The organism is Cupriavidus sp. C2SS-8b, from assembly GCF_057073745.1.
The window spans coordinates 2698291-2721368 of record NZ_CP172717.1 but is presented as its reverse complement, the minus strand read 5'-3'; the positions used below and the strand labels follow the sequence as shown (position 1 = coordinate 2721368).

22 protein-coding genes are annotated in these 23078 nt (G+C 68.3%); 7 read left to right on the top strand and 15 right to left on the bottom strand.

All coding sequences use genetic code 11. The features are described 5' to 3' along the window. Positions 1 to 28: 28 nt before the first annotated feature. Both ACIGJB_RS29205 and ACIGJB_RS29200 read right to left on the bottom strand, forming a co-directional pair. Complete coding sequence (locus ACIGJB_RS29205; protein WP_483733407.1) at positions 29 to 1210, bottom strand: acyl-CoA dehydrogenase family protein; 1182 nt, start codon at positions 1208 to 1210, stop codon at positions 29 to 31. 13 nt (positions 1211 to 1223) lie between these two features. Then, entirely contained in the window at positions 1224 to 2777 is a 1554-nt protein-coding gene (locus ACIGJB_RS29200) for an acyl-CoA synthetase (RefSeq protein ID WP_483733406.1), read from the bottom strand. Positions 2778 to 2890: 113 nt separating this feature from the next. On the opposite strand from ACIGJB_RS29200, the gene ACIGJB_RS29195 reads away from it, so the two are divergent. After that, positions 2891 to 3781: a LysR family transcriptional regulator gene (locus tag ACIGJB_RS29195; protein ID WP_483733405.1), complete on the top strand. Its 891-nt coding sequence runs from the start codon at positions 2891 to 2893 to the stop codon at positions 3779 to 3781. Between the two features lie 83 nt (positions 3782 to 3864). Further along, entirely contained in the window at positions 3865 to 4713 is an 849-nt protein-coding gene (locus ACIGJB_RS29190) for an IclR family transcriptional regulator domain-containing protein (RefSeq protein WP_483733404.1), read from the top strand. A 51-nt stretch (positions 4714 to 4764) separates the two neighbouring features. On the opposite strand, the gene ACIGJB_RS29185 is transcribed toward ACIGJB_RS29190, so the two are convergent. From ACIGJB_RS29185 to ACIGJB_RS29165, 5 genes are all read right to left on the bottom strand, one after another. After that, positions 4765 to 4986 (bottom strand): antitoxin, encoded by a 222-nt coding sequence (locus tag ACIGJB_RS29185; RefSeq protein ID WP_483733403.1) that lies wholly within the window; start codon positions 4984 to 4986, stop codon positions 4765 to 4767. Positions 4987 to 5248: 262 nt separating this feature from the next. Further along, positions 5249 to 6031 (bottom strand): flagellar brake protein, encoded by a 783-nt coding sequence (locus tag ACIGJB_RS29180; protein WP_483733402.1) that lies wholly within the window; start codon positions 6029 to 6031, stop codon positions 5249 to 5251. 213 nt (positions 6032 to 6244) lie between these two features. Beyond that, a complete protein-coding gene (thpR, locus tag ACIGJB_RS29175; RefSeq protein WP_483733401.1) occupies positions 6245 to 6826 on the bottom strand; it encodes an RNA 2',3'-cyclic phosphodiesterase in 582 nt (193 codons plus the stop codon). A gap of 19 nt (positions 6827 to 6845) precedes the next feature. Next, entirely contained in the window at positions 6846 to 7379 is a 534-nt protein-coding gene (locus ACIGJB_RS29170; protein ID WP_483733400.1) for a methylated-DNA--[protein]-cysteine S-methyltransferase, read from the bottom strand. Continuing rightward, positions 7376 to 8917, bottom strand: a complete 1542-nt coding sequence (locus ACIGJB_RS29165) for a DNA-3-methyladenine glycosylase 2 family protein (protein WP_483733399.1) — start codon at positions 8915 to 8917, stop codon at positions 7376 to 7378. Before ACIGJB_RS29165 ends, ACIGJB_RS29170 begins: the two co-directional genes overlap by 4 nt. Positions 8918 to 9058: 141 nt before the next feature. Here ACIGJB_RS29165 and ACIGJB_RS29160 point away from each other — a divergent pair, with 141 nt between their 5' ends. Both ACIGJB_RS29160 and ACIGJB_RS29155 read left to right on the top strand, forming a co-directional pair. Next, positions 9059 to 11884: a M16 family metallopeptidase gene (locus ACIGJB_RS29160; protein WP_483733398.1), complete on the top strand. Its 2826-nt coding sequence runs from the start codon at positions 9059 to 9061 to the stop codon at positions 11882 to 11884. Positions 11885 to 12021: 137 nt separating this feature from the next. Continuing rightward, complete coding sequence (locus ACIGJB_RS29155) at positions 12022 to 12399, top strand: PHA-granule associated protein 4 (RefSeq protein ID WP_483733397.1); 378 nt, start codon at positions 12022 to 12024, stop codon at positions 12397 to 12399. 117 nt (positions 12400 to 12516) lie between these two features. On the opposite strand, the gene ACIGJB_RS29150 is transcribed toward ACIGJB_RS29155, so the two are convergent. The 3 genes from ACIGJB_RS29150 to ACIGJB_RS29140 form a co-directional block, all read right to left on the bottom strand. Beyond that, positions 12517 to 13065: a hypothetical protein gene (locus ACIGJB_RS29150; protein ID WP_483733396.1), complete on the bottom strand. Its 549-nt coding sequence runs from the start codon at positions 13063 to 13065 to the stop codon at positions 12517 to 12519. Beyond that, positions 13065 to 14222 (bottom strand): acyl-CoA dehydrogenase family protein, encoded by a 1158-nt coding sequence (locus ACIGJB_RS29145; protein WP_483733395.1) that lies wholly within the window; start codon positions 14220 to 14222, stop codon positions 13065 to 13067. The genes ACIGJB_RS29150 and ACIGJB_RS29145 overlap by 1 nt, the downstream gene beginning before the upstream one ends. Before the next feature lie 110 nt (positions 14223 to 14332). Then, positions 14333 to 16114 carry an OPT/YSL family transporter gene (locus ACIGJB_RS29140; RefSeq protein ID WP_483733394.1) on the bottom strand — a complete coding sequence of 594 codons (1782 nt, stop codon included), beginning with the start codon at positions 16112 to 16114 and terminating at the stop codon, positions 14333 to 14335. 137 nt (positions 16115 to 16251) lie between these two features. On the opposite strand from ACIGJB_RS29140, the gene ACIGJB_RS29135 reads away from it, so the two are divergent. From ACIGJB_RS29135 to ACIGJB_RS29125, 3 genes are read left to right on the top strand one after another with little or no spacing between them, the layout of a single operon-like run. After that, positions 16252 to 17937 (top strand): FAD-dependent oxidoreductase, encoded by a 1686-nt coding sequence (locus ACIGJB_RS29135; RefSeq protein ID WP_483733393.1) that lies wholly within the window; start codon positions 16252 to 16254, stop codon positions 17935 to 17937. Continuing rightward, positions 17927 to 18100 carry a hypothetical protein gene (locus ACIGJB_RS29130; protein ID WP_483733392.1) on the top strand — a complete coding sequence of 58 codons (174 nt, stop codon included), beginning with the start codon at positions 17927 to 17929 and terminating at the stop codon, positions 18098 to 18100. The genes ACIGJB_RS29135 and ACIGJB_RS29130 overlap by 11 nt, the downstream gene beginning before the upstream one ends. Before the next feature lie 27 nt (positions 18101 to 18127). After that, positions 18128 to 18586: a MarR family winged helix-turn-helix transcriptional regulator gene (locus ACIGJB_RS29125; protein ID WP_483733391.1), complete on the top strand. Its 459-nt coding sequence runs from the start codon at positions 18128 to 18130 to the stop codon at positions 18584 to 18586. Here ACIGJB_RS29125 and ACIGJB_RS29120 read toward each other — a convergent pair. From ACIGJB_RS29120 to pgl, 5 genes are all read right to left on the bottom strand, one after another. Next, positions 18583 to 19038 carry a YccF domain-containing protein gene (locus tag ACIGJB_RS29120; protein WP_483733390.1) on the bottom strand — a complete coding sequence of 152 codons (456 nt, stop codon included), beginning with the start codon at positions 19036 to 19038 and terminating at the stop codon, positions 18583 to 18585. The two genes, ACIGJB_RS29125 and ACIGJB_RS29120, sit on opposite strands and share 4 nt — an antisense overlap. 296 nt (positions 19039 to 19334) lie before the next feature. Beyond that, positions 19335 to 20663, bottom strand: a complete 1329-nt coding sequence (locus tag ACIGJB_RS29115; RefSeq protein WP_483733389.1) for a sensor histidine kinase — start codon at positions 20661 to 20663, stop codon at positions 19335 to 19337. After that, positions 20663 to 21361: a response regulator gene (locus tag ACIGJB_RS29110; RefSeq protein ID WP_483733388.1), complete on the bottom strand. Its 699-nt coding sequence runs from the start codon at positions 21359 to 21361 to the stop codon at positions 20663 to 20665. The genes ACIGJB_RS29115 and ACIGJB_RS29110 overlap by 1 nt, the downstream gene beginning before the upstream one ends. A 3-nt stretch (positions 21362 to 21364) precedes the next feature. After that, on the bottom strand, positions 21365 to 22384 hold the full coding sequence (locus ACIGJB_RS29105) for a glucokinase (protein ID WP_483733387.1): 1020 nt from the start codon (positions 22382 to 22384) through the stop codon (positions 21365 to 21367). Between the two features lie 8 nt (positions 22385 to 22392). Continuing rightward, on the bottom strand, positions 22393 to 23073 hold the full coding sequence (gene pgl / locus ACIGJB_RS29100; RefSeq protein ID WP_483733386.1) for a 6-phosphogluconolactonase: 681 nt from the start codon (positions 23071 to 23073) through the stop codon (positions 22393 to 22395). Between the last annotated feature and the right edge of the window lie 5 nt (positions 23074 to 23078).

The following is a 23078-nucleotide window of genomic DNA, read 5'->3' as shown; positions in this document are numbered from 1 at the left end:
ATGAAGCTGGCGGGCCGCGCAACGCGGCTTACGCCGCCGCCGGTGCCGGTTCGAGAATCGCCTTTGCAATGGTGTTGCGCTGGATCTCGCTGGTGCCGGTGAAGACGCGGAACATGCGCAGCTTGCGGAACGCCTGCTCGACCGGATGGCCGCGCGTCACGCCCACGTTGCCGTGGATCTGCACGGCCTTGTCGGCGACCTCGAAGCAGCGCTCCGACACGAACAGCTTGCACGCGGCGGCCTTCATGCGCAGGTCCGCGCCGGCATCGGCGAGCGCGGCGGTCTGCGCGATCATGCATTCGCAAGCCCACAGCGCCGCAGCCATGTCGGCCAGCATGTGCTGGATGGCCTGGAAGCGGGCGATCGGTCCGCCGAACTGGCGCCTGCGGCCCGCGTATTCCACCGACGACCGGTAAGCCTGTGTCGCCAGTCCGAGCATCGTCGGGCAGTGCAACAGGCGGTTGACGTTGATGCGCGACATGCCGAGGCGGAAGCCATTGCCCTCGCCGCCGAGGATGTTGGCGCGCGGCACGCGCACGTTGTCGAAGGCAATGTCGGCGTCGATATGCTGGCCCGACATCGGCACATAAGCCTGCGTCACCGTCACGCCCGGGAGGTCGAGGTCGACCAGCACGGCGCTGATGGCCGGCGGCGACACGCTCGCGTCGGTCACGCACATGACGATGGCGAAGTCGGCGAACGGCGCCCCGCTGATGTAGTGCTTGCCGCCGTTGATCACGAGTTCATCGCCATCCGCTACGGCAGTGGTGGCGATGCTTTGCGCATCGGAGCCCGAATGCGTTTCGGTGAGCGCGAAGCACGTCGACTTCTCGCCGCGGATCACGGGACGGAAGTAGCGTTGGAGTTGATCCGGCGTGGCGTACTTGAGCATATTGCCCACGCGCGGCGGCCCGCCGAGGTCGCCCAGCACATGTGGCGCCAGTGTGCAGCCGCTGGCCGCGAGGTCCGCCTTCAGCGCGCACTGCTCGGCGATATTCAGTCCCTTGCCACCAAGCGCTTCAGGCAGGCACGCGGCGTAGAGACCAAGCTCGCTGGAGCGGCGCCACACGCCGCGCAGGGTCTCGACGGGCCACGGGTCTTCCGAGCCAAGGCCGAGTTCGCGCTCCAGCGGGCGCAGCTCTTCATCGATAAAGCGCCGGATGGCTGCGCGCGTTTCAAGCAGCGCGGGATTGGTCAGAGTATCGAACATGGTGGTGCTTTCCTCAGTTCACGCGGCGCGATGCGCCGTGCCAGTACGGCTCGCGCACGAGCTTGCGGGCCAGCTTGCCGCTGGCGTTCTTGGGCAGTTCATCGACGAAGTCGACCGAACGCGGCGACTTGTAGTCGGCAATCCGTTCGCGGCAATGGGCAATCAATGCCTGCGCGCTGGCCTCGCGTCCCGGGCGCAGCGTGACCACGGCCTTCACGCTTTCGCCCCAGGTGTCGTCGGGCACGCTGATCACGCAGGCTTCGAGCACGTCGGGGTGCTGGTACAGCGTGGCCTCAACCTCGGTCGGGTAGACGTTGAAGCCGCCGGAAATGATCATGTCCTTCTTGCGGTCCACCAGGTAGAGGTAGCCCTGCGCATCGACACGCGCCATGTCGCCGGTGCGCAACCAGCCATCGACCAGCACCTCCTGCGTCAGAGCGGTCTCGCCCCAGTAGCCCTGGAAGACATCCTCGCCGCGGATCACCAGTTCGCCGATCTGGCCGACGTCGACCTCGCGGCCCTGGTCATCGACCACACGCACTTCGGTCTCGCCTAATGCACGGCCGCAAGAGGCCAGCCTTTCCGGGCACGACGCCATCGCCAGCGCGTGGTCGGCGATGGACAGGCGCGTGACGCCCGAGGTCGATTCGCTCGCGCCATAGCCTTGCGACAGCACCGGGCCAATGCGTTCCCACGCCTCGCGGATCCGCGCCGGGGCCATCGGCGCGGCGCCGTAGGCGAGCGTCTTCAGGCTGCTGAGGTCCGCGCTGGCGAGAGACGGCTCGGCCAGCAGCATGTTGATCATGGCCGGCACCATGAACACGTGCGTGATGCGCAGGCGCGCCACTTCGGCAAGGAAGTGCGCGGGCTCGTACTTCTCGAACAGCACCAGCGTGGCGCCGCAGTACAGGTAGGGCTGCATCAGCATGCCGGAGGCGTGCGTGACGGGGCCGATCAGCGCCAGGCGATCGCCGGGGCGCGGCGGGCAGTCCATGCTCATCAGCATCTTGCGCAGCGCCGCCAGCCGGTTGCCGTAGCTCTGCATGGCGGCCTTGATCTTGCCGGTCGATCCGGAAGAGAAGTGCAAGACGGCAAGGTCATCGGCTGCCGGCACAATATCGGGCAGTTCTGTGTCCGCCTGTGCCAGCAGGGCCTCGTAGCCCGCGTAGCCTGAAGCGCCGTCACCGATGGCGATGAAGGTCTCCACCGAGCCGAAGCCGCGCGTGGCGGACGCGTAGCCGGTGTAGCCGGGCCCCGCGATCAATACGCGCGGCTTGCAGTTGTCCACCACGTCAGAGGCTTCGGCAGCCGTGAAACGCGGGTTCAGCGCGGCCTTCACCAGCCCCGCCTTGTACAGCGCGCATTCGATCTCGACCAGTTCCGGGCGGTTGCGCGACTGCACGGCCACGCGGTCGCCCTTGCGCAGCCCGAGCGCGATCAGCGCGTTGGCGAGCCGCGTGGAGCGCTCATCCAGCTGCCGATAGGTCAACACCTGGTCGCGGTAAAGAACGGCCGGCTGGTCGCCCCAATAGCGCGCCGCGCGGCGCAGGAAGTATGCAAAGCCCATGGGCGTCTCCGTGTATTCGTTTTTGCGTCTTGCCTGGGGCTAAGTCTGTAAGATGGGCGACATCACCACAATGCAGGAACGGCTATAAAGCCATAACCGATGGGAATGCCCGTATGGAGACACGCGACGTTGAATACATCCTTGCCGTGGAACGCTGCGGAGGGATCGGCCGGGCCGCGGACCAATTGGGCATCAGCCAGCCCGCCCTGACCAAGGCCGTGCAGCGCGTCGAAGCCCAGGCTGGCCTGCCGCTGTTCGAGCGGACGGCCAACGGCATGAGCGTGACCCACGCGGGCCGGCGCTTTATCGAACGTGCGCGCCGCATCCATCTGGAATACGAAGACGCACTCAAGGAGATGCAAGGCATCCGCAGCGGCGAACTGGGCGTGCTGCGGCTCGGATATTCGCCGTCGCTGCCACATGCCATCGTGCTGGGCGCGTGCAGCCAGCTCATGAAGGAGCGGCCCGTGGCACGCCTGAAGCTGCGCCGCCGCCTTGCGCGTGACCTGATGGACCTGCTCGCGGCTGGGGAGCTTGACCTGGTGGTGGCACCCGTGCCGCGGCAGGCAAACGATGCCTTTGCCATCGAAGCGCTGTTCGACGACAAGCTGGTCGTGGTGGCCGACGAGTCCCATCCGCTGCAGCAGCGGCGCAACCTGAGCCTGGCGGACCTGGCCGGGCAGGAATGGCTGCTGCCCGAAGGACATATCCTGCTGCGCCAGCAGGTCGACGAGGCCTTCCGCCAGCGTGGCCTGCCGGCCGTTGTCTTGCGCGTCGAAGTCGATTTCGGTACCGCGTCGCTGTTCGCGCTGGTGCGCGGCACGCCAATGCTGAGCGTTTCCAGCGCCCAGGTCGAAGCCATCATGCCGGGGCTCAGGCCGCTGGACGTGGGCCTCGATGAACTGGACTTGAGGCGGCGCATCGGCGTGATGACGCGCGCGGGTGCCTATCTTTCGCCACTGGCACAGCGCATGACAACCTTGCTGCGCGAACAGGTCGGCTGAACTACGCACCCCAAAAGCGAAACCGCTGGCCCGCGGCGCCGACTCCGTTTAAGATTGCGCGATTATCGAACAAGACACGCAAGATGGAGACTACCCGCCCCCTTGGCATCGGCCAGGCACAGGCCGATTCGGTCCGAGTTGCCCGCCCGCAATCCGACCTGCTCGGCAGTTTCTCGGGCGATCCGAACTTCATGCTGTCGCTGGCGCGCGGGCTGACCGTGCTCGAAGCGTTTTCCGAGCGCAAGCGTCCGCTGACGATCTCGCAGGTGGCCCAGCGCACGCAGCTGTCGCGCGCGTCGGTGCGCCGCTGCCTGTACACGCTCGAGCAGCTCGGCTACGTGAGCCAGCAGGACGGCCAGTTCGCGCTGCGTCCGCGCGTGCTGCACCTGGGACATGCGTATTTCTCGTCGACGTCGCTGGTGTCGCTGTCGCAGCCGATCCTGGACAACCTGAGCGCGCGCATCCACGAGACCTGCACGCTGGCCATCCTGGACGGCACCGACATCCTGTACCTGGTGCGCTCGGAAGTGCAGCGCGTGGTCAATTACTCGCTGGGCATGGGCAGCCGGCTGCCGGCCTACTGCACGTCCAACGGGCGCCTGCTGCTGGCGCACCAGCCACCGTCGGTGCTCGACGGCTTCTTCGAGCATGCCGACTTGCGCCCGCGCACGCTGCAGACCAAGGTATCGCGCCAGGAACTGGAAAGCTGCTTTGAGCGCGCGCGGGAGCTGGACTACGTGATCGTCGATGAAGAGCTGGAACCCGGCCTGCGCGCGATCGCGGTGCCGGTGCGCTCGGCCGCCGGCATCGTGCTGGCGGGCATCAGCGTGAGCGTGCGCGCGGCCAAGGTGACCGAGGCGGAGATGGTGTCGCGCCTGCTGCCGCCGATGCGCGAAGCCGCCGCGGCCATCGGGCGCCTGATCACGGCGTGATCAGCGCGTGATCAGCCGGGAGGCGTTTTGGTCAGGCTTCGGCCGGGTACTTCATTCGAACACATCGAGGCCGGGACGCTCCTGCTCGGCGGGCTGTGTGGCAACAGCCGCCTCGAAATCCGCGTCGACGGGGCCGAGCAGAGGCGCCAGCCACGCCCAGTCTTGGGCGACGGGCTCCAGGATCACCGCTGCACCGTGCCGACGGATCCGGACTTCGGCGCTGTCAAAGCGGAAATCCCCGCTCGACGCCAACGCCGTGATTGCGATGCTCAAGGGCGAGCCCGCCATGCTGGCGCAATTGCACGCGCAGCTTCCCGCTGATTTCGGACTCCCGTCCCATGTTCGCCTCCTGCTGTTATCTACAAAACATAGATACGCTATGCCGATGAGGTTGGCGATGCAACTGCACGGCACGCTAGATGCTTTATGAGGCACTTTGAATCTTACTCCTCGTCGTGCCCGCATGGAATCTGGCGGCTTGAAGCCGCACTGACACGATGCCGCGATGCGAGGGGAAACCGAGCGCGCCCCCGCGTCAGCCGCGGTGCGCAAGCTCCAGCGAGAACACCAGCCTCTGCAGGAAGTTCTCCATGCGGCCGTCCGGGCTGACAAAGGCGCAGCCGTAGTGGTGAATGGCGCTGTCGTCGTTGCCGACCAGCCAGTGGCCCACGACCTGCAGGTCGACGTCGAGCTTGCCCAGCTCGCGGAAGTCCAGCCGGCAGCGGCTCACCATGGTGCCGACCGGCAGCTTGTCCACGCCCACGGTCCTGGAACGCAGGCCCACGCCAGACAGCGACAGATCGGCGATGTCCAGCGCCAGCACGCTGTTGTCCGGGTTGCGGATCTCGCAGCGGTAGCCCTTGGTCACCAGCGTGCGCGCGCGGAAATGGCGGCGGCGCTGGAAGTGGTAGAGCTTCTCGGGAAACTCCACGATGAAGGCCGGGCCTTCCTCGTAGCGCGTGGCCGACGGCCTGCCGACCATGAAGTTGACCGGCACGCCGCGCAACAAGCCGGAGAACGCGTTCTCGTCCGAGGTCATCAGCGCGTGGCGCTCGGCATCGGCGTTGCACCAGTCGAAGATAAAGGTGCGGTTGACCGGATCCATGTGCAGCACCGAGGTCACGAACTGATGGCCCGTGCGCGTGCGCACCGTGATCAGGCACTTCTGCCAGGACAGGTCCCGCAGCACCGTGCCGATCTGCGAGGTATGGGTCAGGCGGTAGCGCTCGTCAGGCTGCGCCGCGCCGGCCTCCGTGTCGGTTTCGTCTTGCCGGCCGGAACCGGCTTGGGTGGACTCGGAGGAATCTTGGAAGCTCATGGAATCACGCAACATCAGAGTGGCAGCACCGCGCGTTGGCAGGGGCGCCGCGGCAGGATCGGCTTGCGGCCCGAGCGCCGCATATTAAGGGGACGCTCCATTGGACGGCAAGACTCATGGCATGGGCTTCGGCATTCTGTGGCGAAACTTGAGCACAGACTTTTGAGGGGTAGCGCTTGCGCCGCTTTCGCGCTGCGGCGGGGCGGATCCCATTCACGCAGAAACGGGTACGCTTGCCGTCGTGTGCGTGTCGCCGGGGTCGATGAGCGGCCATGTGCCGATTGGCAAGTGCGTGGCACCGTGCCGGTCCAGGCGGCTCTCGAACAGGACGAAGCACCGCGCTTGCCAAGGGGGCAAGGCTAGCTCCCGATGCGCAGCAACCCAGTCGCGCAGCATCGCGTCGGGAACGGCCGGGCGGCACCGCGCAATCGTCAGGTGGGCGCGGAAATGGCGCCGCTCGGGCGCGATGCCTGCGGCCTGCAGGGCATCGGTCACGGCCGCATGGAGCGCGTCGAGCGCGGGGCACGGCGCAAGGCCGGCCCACAGCACGCTGCCCTGCTGGCCGCGGAAGCGTCCGGCGCCGGTCACGCGCAGCGTGAAATCCTCGGCAGCCAGCGTGTCGAGCGCGGCGGTGATGCGTCCGGCCTGCTCCGCATCGCACTCACCCAGGAAACGCAAGGTCAGGTGCACCTGCGCAGCTGGCGTGGGGCGGATGCCGCTTGCCGCCGGCACGATGCCCACCAGATGCGCCGCGATCGCCGGCGGTGTTTCCACGGCGATAAACAGGCGGGCCATGCTGGCTGCGCTGCCGCGCCTACGCTAACGCCAGCGCGGACTGCTGCATGATCGGCAGGCGCGCGGCCGCGGCAAAGCTTTCGAGCCTGAGCAGCGCGCGCTTGCGGTCGGTGCCGCCCGCATAGCCAGTCAGGTCCCCGTCGGCGCCCAGCACGCGGTGGCACGGCACGATCACCGACAGCGGATTGCGCCCCACCGCGCCACCGACCGCGCGGACATGGCCATGCGGCAGTTCGAGCTGCCGGGTCAGCTGGCCATAGGACACGGTCTCGCCAAACGGAATGGCCCGCAGCGCCTCCCACACGCGCATCTGGAAGTCGGTGCCCGCCAGCCGCAGCGGCACCGAGAACGCTTCGAGCGATCCATCGAAGTAGGCCGCGATCTGCGCCTCCACGTCGTCGAACAGGCTCGCGGTGGCTTCGGGCACGGCGCTTGGCACCGCGCCGTGCGGATAGTACTTCTGCCCGTCGAAATAGACACCTGTCAGGTAGTTGGCCTCCGCGCGCAGCAGCATGGCGCCAAGCGGGCTGTCGATCAGGCGGTAGCTGGTCATGTCATCACCTCGATATCGGGATTGGTAGGGACAGGGGCAGGAATCATGGCTGCCAAAGGTACCACTGCGCCGTCGCCCTGTGACTTCATCGCTTCATAGCGATGCCACAGGTGGATGGCGGCATACGCGCGCCACGGCGCCCACTGCGCGGTGCGGGCCTGCATGGCGCGCACGGTGTTCACGCCCAGCACCTTGCGCAATGCATAGTCGGTGCCCGGGAACGCGTCGGGCCATCCCAGCGCGCGCATCGCGACGTACTGCGCCGTCCAGTCGCCGATCCCGTCGATCTCGCGCAGCGACGCCACGGTCTGCTCGGGCGCCGTGTGCGGCTCCAGCGGCAGTTCGCCGCTGGCGACGCGCTGCGCCAGCGCACGCAGCGTACGCGCCTTGATCGGCGACACGCCGGCCACAGCCATCGCGGCGTCGGGCAGCGCGGCGAGCGCTGCGGCGGAGGGAAAACAGTGCTCCAGCGGCGTACAACCATCGATCGGCATCGCCGCGGCTGGCAAGGCATCTCCCGCCGCCTGCGCGAGCCGCGCCAGGATGCGCCGTGCCTGCACCACCGAAATCACTTGCCCGATCACGGCGCGCACCGCGATCTCGAAGCCGTCGACGCTACCCGGCAGGCGCATGCCCGGCACGTCGGCGGCCAGCTCGCCGAGATGGCGGTCGACGATATCGGGCCGGCAGCCGAGGTCGCACAGCCGCCGCACCTTGCCCAGCGCTTGCGGAATCACGCGCGCGAGCGAGGCCGACAGGGTCACGCGCAGCACCGACCGCGCAGGCACATGGTCCAGCCGCAGCCAGCCGCGATGCATCACGCCACCGGCTTCCACCGCCAGCGTGCGGGCATAGGCGCCATCGCGCACCTGCTCGATGCCATCGACCGCGCGCACGGCCAGGAAGCCCAGCAGCGCCTGCCACGCCAGCGGCGGGCGGTAGCCCAGCTCGAACACCAGCCGGTCGGCCACGCCGTCCGAGGCGCGCTTGCGCAAGGCCATCGGCGTCAGGCCGTAGCGCGTGCGCAGCACGTCGTTGAAGCGGCGCACGCTGCCGAAGCCCGCGGCCAGTGCCACTTCGGTCACGGGCAACGCGGTATCGGTCAGCAGGCGCTTGGCCAGCAGCAAGCGCTGCGTCTGCACGTACTCCAGCACCGACACGCCGAACTGCGCCGTGAACAGGCGATGCAGGTGGCGTTCGGTCACGCCGATGCGGGCCGCCAGCGCGGCCACGCCGGCATCGGCCATGAAGCCTTCGTCGATCAGCGTGGCCGCGGCCTGCGCGAGGCGGCCGGACAGGTCGGCCAGCCCGTGGCCGGGCGCCAGTTCGGGACGGCAGCGCAGGCACGGGCGAAAGCCTTGCTTCTCCGCGGCCGCGGCGCTTTCGTAGAAGGTGCAGTTCTCGCGCTTCGGGGTACGCACCGCGCACACGGGCCGGCAATAGATGCCCGTGGACGACACGCCCACGAAGAAGCGGCCGTCGAAGCGGCGATCGTGCGAGGCCACGGCCTTGTAGCAGGTATCGGGATCGAGTTCCATGCAGGCATGCTACCGCTTCAGGCACGCCCGCACCCGCTGGATTCGGACATTCCCCTCTGGCCAGCGACCGTGCCATGGAGCACAGTGACAGCCACGCCGTCCGGCTAGAATCACCAGCCTGTGTTGTTTCCCGGAGATTCCATGCGCCCAGCCACACCGCTTCCGCTGACCTGCTCGCTCGCGCTCGCGGGGCTGCTATGGCTTGGCTTGCCAGCGGCTGCCTCAGCCGCGCCGGCCACAGCCGCAGCGGCGGCCCAGTCGGCGGCAAGCGCGGTCGAGGTCACCTCGGTCGAGGGCATCACCGAGTACCGGCTGCCCAATGGCCTGCGTATCGTGCTCGCGCCCGATGCGGCCAAGCCGACCACCACGGTCAACATGACCTACCTGGTTGGCAGCCGCAACGAGAACTATGGCGAGACCGGCATGGCGCACCTGCTCGAACACCTGCTGTTCAAGGGCACGCCCACGTTGCCGAGCAAGACCATCCCGACCGAGTTCGCGCGGCGCGGCATGTCATCCAACGGCACCACGGCGCAGGACCGCACCAACTACTTCGAGACCTTCACCGCCAGCGACGACAACCTCGACTGGGCGCTGCGCATGGAGGCGGACCGCATGGTCAACAGCTTCGTCTCGCGCGCCGACCTCGACAGCGAGATGACGGTGGTGCGCAACGAGATGGAGATGGGCGAGAACAGCCCGGGCCGCATGCTGATCCAGCAGATGATGTCCGCCTCGTACCGCTGGCACAACTACGGCAAGGCGCCGATCGGCGCGCGCAGCGACGTGGAGCAGGTCAGCATCGACAACCTGCGCGCGTTCTACCGCCGCTACTACCAGCCCGACAATGCGGTGCTGGTGGTGGCCGGCAAGTTCGATCCGGCGTGGGCGCTCGCGCGCATCGAACGCTATTTCGGCCCGATCGCGCGCCCGACGCGCGTGCTGCCGCCCGAGCACACCGTGGAACCGCCGCAGGAAGGCGCGCGCGAACTGGTCGTGACGCGCCCCGGCGACAGCGGGCTGGTGGCGGCGCAGTACCACGTCAGCGCTGGCGCGCACCCCGATACCACGGCGCTGTCGATGCTGACCATCATCCTCGGCGACACGCCCGGCGGGCGCCTGTACAAGGCGCTCGTGGAGCAGAAGAAGGCCACCTCGGTCGGCACCTCGTTCAGTGCGATGAAGGATCCCGGCACGCTGCTTTTCATGGCCGAGACCTCGAAAGACCAGTCGCTGGCAGCGGCGCGCGCGGGGCTGATCACGCAGGTCGAGGGCTTCGCCGAAGCACCCGTGACGCCCGAGGAACTGGAACGTGCGCGCGTGCGCATGCGCAACGCCTACGAACACTACCTGAACGATCCGGGCGCACTCGGCATTGCACTGTCGGAGGCCATTGCCAAGGGCGACTGGCGCCTGTTCCTGATCGCGCGCGACCGCATCGAGACCGTGACACTTGAAGACGTGCAGCGCGTCGCGCTCAACTACTTCCAGACCTCGAACCGCACGGTAGGCGTGTTCCTGCCGCAGGACAAGCCGCTGCGCGCGCAGATTCCAGCGACTCCCGACGTGGCCGCGCAGGTGCGCGGCTACCAGGGCAAGCCGGCGCTGGCGGCGGTGCCGGCGTTCGATCCGAGCCCTGCCAACATCGAGGCCCACACCCGGCGCCAGACCCTGGCCAACGGCATGCAGCTGGCGCTGCTGCCCAAGCCCACGCGCGGCGGCGTGGTCAACGGCACGCTGATCCTGCGCATGGGCGATGTCCAGAGCCTGCAGGGCCTGACCACGGTGGGCGACCTGACGGCATCGATGCTCAAGCGCGGTGCCGGCAATATGGACCGCCTGCAGCTTGCCGACCGCATCGAGGCCCTGCGCGCGCGCGTGATGGTCTCGGGTGGTTCCGAGCGCGTCACCGTCAGCTTCGAAACCCGGCGCGAACAGCTGCCGGAACTGCTGGCGCTGCTGCGCGACATCTTGCGCGCGCCGACCTTCCCGCAAGCGGAATTCGATACGCTGCGCAGCACCGCCATCGCCGATATCGAAAGCGTGCGCCGGCAGCCGGGCGTGATGGCCTCCGATGCGCTGGGCCGCCATGGCGACCCCTACCCGGTCGGCGATCCGCGCCACGCGGCCACGTTCGACGAGACCATTGCCGCGCTCCAGGCCGCCACGCTGGAGCAGGTGCGCGATTTCCATGCGCGCTTCTACGGCTTGGGCAATGGGCAACTGAGCCTGGTGGGCGACTTCGACGCCGACGCGGCCACCGCGCAGGCGGCCGAGCTGTTCGGCGACTGGCGCGCGCAACAGCCGTTTGCGCGCGTGGAGCGGCCCTTCGTGGCGATTGCCCCGGCCGACTTCACGCTCGCCACCCCAGGCAAGGCCAACGCCGTGTACGTTGCCGCCGAACCGATCGACCTGGTCAGCGACCACCCCGACTTCGCGCTGATGCTGATCGCCAACCGCGTCTTTGGCGGCGGCTCGCTGCGCAGCCGCCTGGCCGACCGCCTGCGCCAGAAGGAAGGGCTCAGCTATGGTGCGTCGAGCTGGGTGAACGTGGGTGCGCTGGACCGCGCCGGCCGCTTCGGCCTGCAGGCACAATACGCCCCGCAGAACCTGGAGCGCCTGCAACGTGCCGTGGCCGAAGAGTTGCAGCGCTTCGTGCGCGACGGCATCAGCGCGCCGGAACTGTCGGAAGCCGTCAGCGGCATCCTGCAGCAGGGCATGGTGAGCCGCAGCAGCGACGGCGCATTGGCCGGCGCGCTCGCCAATCAGCTTTACCTCGGCCGCACCATGGCCTACACCGAAGAACTGGAAGCGCGATTGCGCGCGGCCACGCCCGAGGCGGTGAATGCGGCGATTCGCAAGTACGTGCGCCCGGACGGGCTGTCGCAAGTCTACGCGGGCGACTTCGCCACCGCACCGGCACCCGAGGGCGCCGCGGCAGGCGAGGTGCCGGCTGTGCGCCCGTAGCCGCTGTCACGCTAGCGACAAGGAGACAGGCCACAATCGACCGCTCCGGCATCCGGGCGCAGGAGCGGGGCAGCCCCTTGCCGTGCCCTGGTGTTGACTGTATATTCGTACAGTATAAGTAGAGATAAGAGGTGTGGATGTCAAACGTGCGGGCTGGCAGCAAGGCGGAAGCGCTCCGGCTTCTCGCCGCGGAAGGCGTGCTGGGTCTGGAGCTGGACTACGAGACCGGATGGCAGGACGCCGTCGAACTCGGCAGGCTAGGGGAGAAGCGCGGCATCAAGGTGCAGTATCGCGGCCAGGAAAGTGTCGCCGTACGCTCGCGCGAAGCGCTGATCGAGGGCCTCACCAAGGTCAAGGCAACATTCCGGCAACGTAACCTGTACTGTCAGTTCGATCTCGGCACGCTGACGGACCACGAATTGCTCGATCTCGAAGCCCGGGCCACACGGCTTGGCGACTACATTCTTGCCGGACACCTGCTGCGCGACGTGGACTGCGTCTGGCCTGCCGAATAAGGCGCGGGCGCCGCTTCCTCCAATAAGGCGCAGGCGCCGATTCCGAATCCGAATCCTCCCAAAACGAACATGCCGCCAACCGGCGGCATGTTTGCTTCATAGCGGGCAGCGCGTCACTCAGTGCCAGACGCGCGCGGCATTGGCCCAGCGCGCGGCGGCTGACTGCACCATCGCACTGCCGGCGACCTCCTCGACAACGGCGTCGCACGGCGTTGCCGCCGGCTGGATCGCGGTATGCCAGAGCACCGCCGACACCAGCGTCTGGCAGTCGCGACGCTCGCCATGGGCGAGCGCCAGCAGGCGCTCATAGCCATCGATCACAATCAGACGGTCACCGGCTTGTGGCCGCATTTCCAGCGCATACAGGTGGTCACATTCGCAATGCATGCGGCCCCCGCTTACCGCCACCACGATCGCGCCGGGCAGCGCGATGCCGCTGGCATGCACGTCTTCACGCAGGCGCTCCAGGTGCGCATGCGCGCGCGGATCGCGCGCCGCCGCCAGGTCGCCGGGCATGGCGCTGAGCGCCATCAGCTCGGCCGGGGACACCGCCAGCGTGTAGGCCGGAAAATCCGTCCGGTAGGTCGCCACCACGGCGCGCAGGCGACGCACGCCACGGCCATCCGGAAGGCTGCCCGGGTCGCGTCCCGAAGCCGTGACCGCCATCAGTCGCGCAGCAGGTGCTTGGCGATGATGACCTGCTGGATCTGCGTGGTGCCTTCGTACAGGCGCAGCAGGCGCACGTCGCGGTAGAAGCGCTCGGCCGTGTACTCGGCGATGTAGCCGGCGCCGCCATGGATCTGCACGGCACGGTCGGCAATGCGCCCGACCATTTCGGTACAGAACATCTTGGTGCACGAGGCCAGCATGCTGACTTCCGGATCGCTCTTGCCGGCCGGCTTGGCGTCATAGCGCTGCGCGCAATCGCGCATCATCGACAGGCCCGCGTACAACTCGGCCTGGCTGTCGGCCAGCATGCCCTGGATCAGCTGGAAGTCGCCGATCGGCTTGCCGAACTGCTTGCGTTCCTTGGCATAGGCCACGGCGTCGGTGATCAGGCGGTGCGCCATGCCGCAGGCCAGCGCCGACAGGTGCAGGCGGCCGCGGTCGAGCACTTTCATCGCGGTCTTGAAACCCACGCCGGGCACGCCGCCGATGATGTTGGCGGCCGGCACGCGCGCGTTTTCCAGCACCACGTCGCAGGTCTTGGTGCCGCGCTGGCCCATTTTCTTGTCCGGCTTGCCCAGCGAGATGCCCGGGGTGTCGGCCGGCACGATGAACGACGAGATGCCGGAGGCACCGGGACCGCCCGTGCGCGCCATCAGCGTGAAGGCACCGGCGCGCGGCGCGTTGGTGATGAAGCGCTTGGTGCCGTTGATGACGTAATGGTCGCCGTCCAGCTCGGCCTTGGTCTGCAGCGAAGCGGCGTCGGAGCCGGCGTTCGGCTCGGTCAGCGCGAACGAGATGATCAGCTCGCCGCTGGCGATCTTCGGCAGGTAGGCCTGCTTCTGCGCTTCGGTGCCATCCATCAGGATGCCTTGCGAGCCGATGCCGACATTGGTGCCGAACACCGAACGGAACGCGAACGCGGTGTGGCCCAGGTCGTAGACCACGTCGCATTCCTGCGACATCGACAGGCCGATGCCGCCGTAGTTTTCGGGGATGGAGATGCCGAACAGGCCCATTTCCTTCATGTCGGCGACGATGTCGGCCGGCACGTCGTCGAGCTCTTCGAGCGTGTCTTCCGCCGGCTTCAGGCGCTCGTCGATGAAGCGCTGCACCGAGGCGCGCAGCAGGGCAAAGGATTCCTGGTCAAGGGCCATGTTGGTTCTCCGATCAAGCCAATTCGACAGTATGGGCGCCAATGGTACGCGCACCGCCTGATTTGACAATCCACCCGATATTAGACAGAAGCGTCAACAAAATTTGACATTCAACCGCGTGTGACGGCGACCAGGCCTGCAAGGCCGATGGCCATCGCCGCGAGCGCATCGCCCGCAATCATCCCGCCGCCAACCAGCGACGTGGTGCTCATGTCGTCCGGCATGGACCGGCTTGCCCGGCGTGCCCCGAACCGTTCGGCGAGCCCCGACACGACGCCGCCGGCCGCCATCCATGCCGCGGCCGGCAGGTTGACGAAGCCGCCGAACGACGAGGCATAGGGAGAAGGCAGCAAGACGGCGTCCACCACGAAATCCAACGTCCCGCCCGCTTTGCCGGATTGTGCGAAGCGCCGGTAGCCCGCGTGCGCCCGCAGCCCCTTGCGCAGCACTTCCGTCAGCAGGCCAATCGCGACCCCGATGATGACGGCAAGGTGCTGGTAGCCGCGCGCCTCGGCCAGCCCGCGCAGCACGCCGACAATCTTGTACGTCATGGCCGAGGTCCAGCGCGCCGGCTGCTGCGCGGCCGTGAGCATGGTCTGGTCCAGCGCCAGCACCGGATACGCCTGCATGAACAGCCGCGCCAGCGCCACGGCAAGCAGCGCGCCGACGATGATCCCGGCAACCTGGTAGCCGAACTGCACCATGCGGTTGCTGCCCAGGCGCCAGCCGGTGGAGCGGTCCTGCTGCATGTCGCAGGCCTCGGCGGTGGACACCAGCAGCACGGTCGCGGCGATCAGGCCGACATGCGGCGCGCGCAGCCCGGCGGCGGCCATGAGGATCACGCACAGCACGAATGCCGACGAGATCGGGTTCTGGTCGACCATGCCGACGGAAATGCCATTGACCAGCGCGAACACCAGCACCAGCAGCACCGCCATCAGCTGGTAGCCCAGCGGCTGCCCGAACCAGGCCACGCCCGCGGCCACCACGGCCGCGCCCCAGAACAGCACCCATGCCGCCACCCAGCGCATGTCAGGCCCGCTGGCTTGCCGCGTCGCGGGCGCGGCGCCGCCACGCCACTGTCGCCACGCACGCACCAGCAGCAGCGAGACGTCGACCACCGCCGCCCCCACGATCATGCCGAGCGCGATCAGGAAGGTGATCTTGCGGAAGGGCTCGCCCGGGGCCAGCCAGCCGATCGAGACGAAGCTCGGGGTCATCGCCCATCCCGCCAGGCCGCCGGTCAGCGCGGCAATGCCGATGCGCGCGCCGACGATCATGCCGGCGCCGAGGGTCGAGGCCGACACATCGAGCGCCGCCAGCGGCGCCAGCCTGGAGAGCCACAGGCCGCTGGCCAGCCCCGCCGCCATGCCACCGGCCAGCCGCGACACCGAGCGGCGCAAGAGCTGCCGATCGGTCAGCGCGCGCAGGATATTCGCCACTGCCAGCCCGGACGGGAAGGTGAGCTGCATGCGGTCCACCAGCAGCGGCGTGTACAGCATGCCGACGCCAACGCCATACATGCCGATGCACAGCATGTATCCGACCAATTGCCATAGCGGCGGCTGGGCCAGCCCGAGCCAGCTCATCGCCTGGATCACGACGGCCATGCCGCCCATGCCGGCGACCGATGCCGCCGCGGTCTGGATGTAGTTGGCGCCATGCCGCCCCGAGGCACCGTAGCCGCAGGTCACCACCGAGCCAAGGATGCCGGCCAGCACCTGCCCGCCCACGAAAAAGCCGAGCGAGAAGTTCATATAGGCCGCGGCGATCCCGCCCAGCGGCCCGAGCACCAGCATGCCCGCCGCGCCGAGCAGCAGATGGTATGGCCAGCTCCCCGGCGCGGGTAGCCACTGCAGGCGCGGAGCAGTTTCTGATGGGACTGAGGGCATGGCAAAGGGCGGCGTGCCGGACAAGTGCTTCAGGCAAAGCATAGGCGAGAGCCGGCTCCGCCTGGGTTTACACTAGTTTCGTGCGCAACTATATTGTCGATATAGTTGCGCACGAAACTACATTGCAGAGGGTGTCCATGCCAGACCTTTCCGTCCCCGCTAGCGCGGCCATGCCCGCGCCGCCTGCCACCGGGCCGCGCCCATGGCCTTCATCCGTCCCGGTTCTCATCGCCGGCGGCGGCCCGGTAGGGCTGGCATTGAGCGCCCTGCTCGCGCGGCAGGGCATTGACTCGCTGGTGGTGGAGGCCGATGACGGCTACTGCGCGGGCAGCCGCGCCATCTGCATGTCGCGCCGTTCGCTGGAAATCCTCGGCTGGGTGGACGCCGACCAGGCCACCGTCGACAAGGGCCTGCCCTGGGTCGGCGGGCGCAGCTACTACCGCGACACGGAAGTGCTGCACTTCCAGATGCCAAGCGAACCCGGCGAGCGCTTCGCGCCGATGGTCAACATCCAGCAGTACTACCTGGAGGCCTTCGCCCACCAGGCCGCGCTGGCCTGCGGTCCGCACGCCGACGTGCGCTTCGGCGCGCGCGTGGCCGCCGTGCGCCACGATGCGGACGGCGTCAGCGTGGACATCGAGACCGCGCAGGGCAGCCGGCAGGTCCGCGTCCAATGGCTGGTGGCATGCGACGGCGGCCGCAGCACCGTGCGCGAACAGCTCGGCCTGCGCATGGAAGGCACGCAGTACGAAGGCCGCTACGTGATCGTCGATATCGTGCAGAAGACGCGGCGCGAGGTGGAGCGGCTGGCGTGGTTCGATCCGCCGTCGAATCCGGGCTCCACCATCCTGATGCACCGCCAGCCCGATGACGTCTGGCGCATCGACTACCAGATCCGCGACGACGAGGATCCGGTTGAAGCCGTCAAGCCCAAAAACGTGCTGCCGCGCGTGCAGAGCCATCTCGACATGATCGGCGAGACCGAACCGTGGGAACCGCTGTGGATTTCGATCTACAACGCCAAGTGCCTCACGCTCGATGCGTACCGGCACGGCCGCGTGCTGTTCGCCGGCGATGCCGCGCACCTGGTGCCGATCTTCGGCGTGCGCGGGCTCAACTCCGGGCTGGACGATGCCGGCAACCTGGCCTGGAAGCTCGCCTCGGTCATCGCGGGCCGCGCCGACGCGAGCCTGCTCGATTCCTATTCGACCGAACGTGTTCACGCCACGCGGCAGAACATCGCCTACGGCGCCAAGAGCACGGAGTTCATGGCGCCGCCCAATTTCGCCTTCAGCCTGATGCGCGAGGCCACGCTGCGCCTGGCGCTCGATCAACCGGCAGTGCGTTCGCTGATCAACCCGCGCCAGTCGGCGCCGATCGCCTATACGGGCGCCGGCGCGGCGCTGAACGGCCCGTCGGACTTCGGCGACGATTGTCCCGGCGCCGCACCCGGCATGCCCGCGCCGGAAGCGCGGCTCGATGGCGCACATTTGAGCGCCAGCTTCGGCCAGCGCTTCACGCTGCTGTGGTTCGGCGATCGCGCGGCCTTACCGGCTGAACTGGCGGCCTTTGCGCAGACGCATGCGGCGAACGTGCAGCTGCGCGTGGTGGTTCCCGCCGGCAGCCTGCCACAGGACGGCGCGCTGGCCGATATCGACGGCCACGCCTTTACACGCTATGGCGCGCAAGCGGGCACGCTGTACGTGATCCGTCCCGATGGCTATGTACTCGCGCGCTGGCGCGCACCGCAAGCGGCGCAGGTACGCGCCGCCCTCGCCCCTTTCCTGCAAACCCGCGCTGACGGAGCCAGCCATGCAAGCTGAAGAACTCGACCTCGCCTACACCCGCTTGTGCGAAGCCGTGGCCGGTGTCGGCCAGGACAAGGCGTCGCTGCTGCTCGCCATGGTTTGCCTGGGCCTGATGAGCCGCCAGGATGCACTGGACCCCGTGCTCGCCTTGATCGAAACCGCCCGGGCGCGGGTGTAAACTTCCGCTCCCCTGCACGGATCCGCTATGAAAGCCCTGCCCCGCCTGGACCAGTTCCTGACCTACCGCCTGCACCAGGTCAACAAACTCAGCGACAAGGACAGCGCCTACGCCTACCTGGAGCAATGTGGCCTGCTGCTCAGCGAAGGCCGCTGCCTGGCCGCCATTGGTGCGTTCGCGCCGCTGTCGGTCAATGCGCTGGCGCAGAAGGCCAACCTGACCAAGGGCCAGGCGAGCCGCTCGGCGCAAGCGCTGGTCGATCGCGGCCTGGTCAGCAAGTCCGCGAGCGAGGCGGACGGGCGCGGCGTGGTGCTCGCGCTAACGCCGCAAGGCAAGCCGATGTATCGGCAGGCCATTGCCATGATCGCCCGGCGCAACGAGGAAATCTTTGGCTGCCTGAACGAGCAGGAGCAGGCGGTGCTGGGCGGCTTGCTCGACAAGCTGGTGGCCCACGCCACCCGCGACGACCCGTCCGGCGACGCTTAGCGCCGCAGCCCGTCGACGTGGTCGCGCGCCGCGCCGCGTCGCGCGGCCTCGGCGACCTCGTTGGGCACCACGGTCTGCCCGATCGGTGCCAGCGCGATGCCGGCCAGCTTCAGGTGCTGGATGGCGAACGGAATGCCGATGATGGTCACGAAGCACGCGATGGCCGACATCACGTGGCCGATCGCCAGCCAGATCCCGGCAAAGAGGAACCACAGCACATTGCCGACCATGCCGAGCGCGCCGGTGCCGATATCGTCGCGCTGGTTCAGCTCGCGCCGACTGATCGCCTGCTGGCCGAACGGAAAGAACGTGAAGCTGCCGATCACGAAGCACGCCTTGCCCCAGGGAATGCCGATGATCGAGCAGAAGGCCAGCAGTCCCGCGAGCCACCAGGCCAGCCCCATGAACACGCCGCCAAGGACGAACCAGAGGAAATTACCAATCGCGCGCATGCATGGATTCCGGAAGTGAAGGACGGGACCATCATACGCGCCGGCAAAAGCGTACCCGTTTCTGCGTGCATCGCAAAAGCCCGGCAAGCCGCTGGATTTCTTCAATCAATCGCTATGCCGGTCAGCGCAAACGCGACCCATCCGAGATGGTGTGACGGTACTAAGCGTACCCATTTCTGCGCGCGTACCCGTTTCTGCGGATGCCGGGACGGCAAAAGCGTACCCGTTTCTGCGGTGATGACCCGTCGCATAGCACCGGCCGTCGGCGACGTCCGCGGTGCTGCGGGCGGCTGTGCTCAGGCGGCGGGGAACACCACTCGCACGCGCAGGCCCGGCGCGGCGTCTTCGAGCACCAGGCGGGCGCCGTGCGATTGCGCGATCTCGGCGACGATGGCCAGGCCGAGCCCGCTGCCGCCGGTCGGCGCATCGGGCAGGCGGTAGAAGCGGTCGAACACGCGCCCGCGCTCGGCTGCCGGAATGCCCGGCCCGTCGTCCTGCACCGCCAGCTCCACCTCGCTGCCCGCCTGCCTGACCTGCACGTCGACGCGGCTGCCGCGCGGAACGTACGCAAGCGCGTTGTCGATCAGGTTGGTCAGCAGGATGCGCAGGGCATCGGCATCGCCGCGTATGCGCGCTGCCGGCATGCTGTCGGCGTCCATGCCGAGGTCGATTTCACGGTCAAGCGCGGCCTGCGCCATATCGGCCACCACGCCGGCTGCCAGCTCGGGCAAGTCCAGCGGCTCATGCGGCAGCGTCACCGCGCCGGGCTCCTGGCGCGCCAGCGTCAGCAACTGCGCCACCAGGTGCGTCAGGCGCTCCAGCCCCTGGCGCAGCTTGCCGACCGCCTCGCGCCGGGCCTGCGGATCTTCGGCACGCTCCACCAGTTGCGCCTGCAGCTGCAATGCCGTCAGCGGCGTGCGCAGGGCATGCGCGGCATCGGCCACGAACGCGCGCTGGGTATCGAGCGCGTGCGACAGCCGTCCCAGCAGCTGGTCGAGTGCGGCGCTGAGCGGCGCGATCTCGTCGGGCATGGGGCGCTTGGCCAGTGGCGCGAGCGAACTGGCGTCGCGCGCCCGCACTTCGGTCGCGATCTCGCGCAAGGGCCGCAGCCCGCGGCCCACCGCCATCCATACCAGCCAGGCCAGCAACGGCAGCAGGAGCAGCAGCGGCGCCACGGTGCGCAGCGCCATGCGCGCGGCCAGCGTGCGCCGCGCGCTCATGGGCTGCGCGATCTGGACCACGGCGGGCCCCAGCTGCATGCTGTAGAGCCGCCATTCGCCTTCGCCGGTGGTGACATTGGAAAAGCCCAGCTCCGCCCGCGCCGGCAACGCCGGATGCGCGTGCGACAGGTACAGGCTGCGGCCCGAGCCATCCCAGATATGGATGACCACGTCCTCGTCCGCGTGCAGCAGGTCGGCGCTGGCGCCCCCTTCCATGATGAACGGCGCCGCCACCGGGTCCGCGAACTGGCTCGGCAAGGCGGCCGCGACCTGCTTCATCTGGTAGTCGAACAGCGCATTGGCCTCCTGGCGCGCCTGCCCGTAGATCAGCACGGTGGCCATGGCAATGCCGGCGAGCAGGCCGGCCGCGAGCCACCACAGCAGGGTTCGCTGGATCGAGCGCATCAGTGTCCTGGTTCCTCTTCGAGCCGGGGCACGACATAGCCCACGCCCCGGATATTGCGGATCAGCGCGGCGCCGAATTTCTTGCGCAGCGCGTGGATATAGACCTCCACGGTATTGCTGCCGACCTCGTCGTCCCAGCCGTACAAGCGCTCCTGCAGCTGCGCCACCGACCAGACCTTGCCCGGACGCGCCATCAGCGCCGACAGCAGCGAGAATTCGCGCGCGGACAGCCGCACGGGCTCGCCGCTCATCGTCACTTCGCGGGTCGCCGCATTGAGCGAAATCGTGCCGTAGCTGAGGATCGGCTCGGCCCGTCCTTCCGCGCGGCGTGCCAGCGCATGCATGCGCGCGGCCAGTTCCTGCAGGTCGAAGGGCTTGACGAGATAATCGTCCGCGCCCGCGTTGAGCCCCGCCACGCGGTCGGCCACCGCATCGCGTGCGGTCAGGATCAGCACCGGCGTGGAAACGCCGCGCGCGCGCAGCGCACGCAGCACATCCAGGCCCGACCGGCGCGGCAGTCCGAGGTCCAGCAGGATCAGGTCATAGCAGGCTGCGTCGCCGGACCCACCCGCGGGCGTGGCGGCGGCAAGACCGGCCTCGCCGTCCTGGACCCAGTCCACGGCAAACCCTTCCTGGCGCAGCGCGAGCTTCACGCTGTCGCCGATCATGGCATCGTCTTCCACCAGCAACACACGCATGTCTTATCCGATCGATGGCTGGCCGGGATGAAGCGTATCCGCCAGCGCGCGCGCCAGCCCTGGCAGCGCGGGATAGCTGGCGGTAATCACGTATACCGGCAGCTGGTCGAGGTAGCCCTGCATGCGTCCCTTGGCGGCGAAGCGCGCGTTGAACGTGGACGCCTGCAGCGCCGGCACGAAACGCGGCAGGATGCCGCCGCCCAGGTAAACGCCGCCGAGTGCGCCGAGCACCAGCGCCACATCCGCCGCGACCGAGCCGAGCAGGCCGAAGAATACCGCCATGGTGCGCTCGCAGAGCGGATCGTGGCGCTCGAACGCGCCCGTGGTGACCTGCTCCGGCGTCAGCGGCGCGTCGGGGAGCGTACCCGTTTCTGCGGACAGCGCGGCGTGGATATGCGACAGCCCCATGCCCGACAAAAGACGCTCCGCCGACACGCGTCCGAAGGTACGGTGCGCGGCTTGCCAGGCGATCCATTCGTCGTCGGTCACGGGCATCAGCTCGATATGGCCGCCCTCTCCCGCCAAGGCCACGGCACTGCCAGCAGGAGACGGCACAAGCCCCGACACGCCCAGCCCGGTGCCGGGCCCCACCAGTGCACGCGGCGCGGTGGCCACGGCTTGGCCGGGCCGCACCTGCACGAGATCGCTCGCGCGGAGGTAAGGCAAGGCCAGTGCAAGCGAAGTGAAGTCGTTGATGGCGACCAGCCGCTCCAGCCCGACCGCCTGCCGCGTGGCTTCGATCGAGAAAGCCCAGTCGTGGTTGGTCAGCCGCACTTGATCGCCGGTGACCGGATTGGCCAGGCCGATGGCCGCATGGCGCGGCAGCGTGGCACGCGCGGCGCGCAAGCCTTCCAGGTAGTGTCGCATGGCCGCTTCCAGCGACGCGTGGTCGGCCACTTTCAGGGCGGTCACCGCGCCGATCTGCATCGGCGCCGTTTCGAGCGCAAAGCGCACGTTGGTGCCGCCCACGTCGGCGAGCAGGCGCGGGTAGGTGTCGTCGACAGACACGGCCGAAGCAGTCATGGCATGGCTCATGCGCGGAAAATATCGAAACCGTGACGCTGGTTGGCCAGCACGATGCTGACCGGCAAGGCGGGCGTCGGCCCCTGTTTGGCGCGATCGAGCACCTTGCCTTTGACCTCGCCGGCAATGGCCAGGAACGTCCGCTCGGCGGCCAGTATCGCGGCCATGTTCAGCGTCACGCGGACATGCGGCGCGTTGGTCGGGTGCGTGACGAGGTAGCCTGCCTTGGGGTCGCTCAGTGCGGTCTGCAGTTCGGGCGCGTCGGGAAACAGCGAACCGGTGTGGCCGTCCTCGCCCATGCCGAGGACGATGACATCGGGCTGGCGGTACGCCTGGTTCAGGCGCGCCACCGCGCGCTCGGGATCGGCCACTTCGGCGGCGTCGGCGATCAGCGGCACGAACGCCGCGCTGGCCGCCGCCTCGCGCAGCAGGTGCGCGCGCACCAGCCCGCCGTTGCTGTCAGGGTCGTCCGGCGGCACCACACGTTCGTCGACCAGCGTGACGGTCACGGCTTCCCAGCGCACGGGCCGGTAACGCAGGCGCTCGAACATCGGGATCGGCGAGCGGCTGCCCGAGACCGCGAGCACGGCCCAGCCGTTGACGCGAATCGCCAGGTCCAGCGCATGGCCGATGGAGATCGCCAGCGCCTCGGCCTGGTCCATCACCGTTGCATGTTCGAACTCGCGCATGATGT